At 78.2% G+C, this 409-nt stretch carries 1 protein-coding gene; it reads left to right on the forward strand.

The genetic code is table 11. From position 1 onward, the window contains the following. Positions 1–182: 182 nt before the first annotated feature. Positions 183–347, forward strand: coding sequence for an FHA domain-containing protein (locus ACUXVH_RS31690; RefSeq protein ID WP_445496866.1), 165 nt, complete (start codon positions 183–185; stop codon positions 345–347). Positions 348–409: the final 62 nt, after the last annotated feature.

Raw genomic sequence — 409 nt, forward strand, 5'->3', positions numbered from 1 at the left:
CCCCCCCCCCCCCCCCCCCCCCCCCCCCCCCCCCCCCCCCCCCCGCCCGCCGGGGGGGGGGGTGCCAAAAAACCCCCCCCCCCGGCCGCCGCCGCCCCCGCGGGGGGCCCCCGCCCCGAGGGGCCCGGGGGCGGACCGCCCGCGCGCCGGGGGGCCCGCGCCCCGCCCGGCAGTCCGCGGCGCTGTCCCACGGTGAAGCGGGCGAAGCCGTCGTGCTCGAGGATCTCGGCAGCACGAACGGCACGCTGCTCAACGGCGAGCCCATCGTCTCGCCGCTGCCTCTGAAGGACGGCGACGTCATCAGCGTGGGGATCACCCGTCTGGTCTTCCACGCCCCGAAGAACTAGGCGCCATGACCGTCGACGTCGTACTCCTCTTCGGCAAGCTCGCGCTCATCGCGCTGCTGTAC

It is taken from the genome of Pseudomonas sp. 8(2025) (assembly GCF_052665325.1).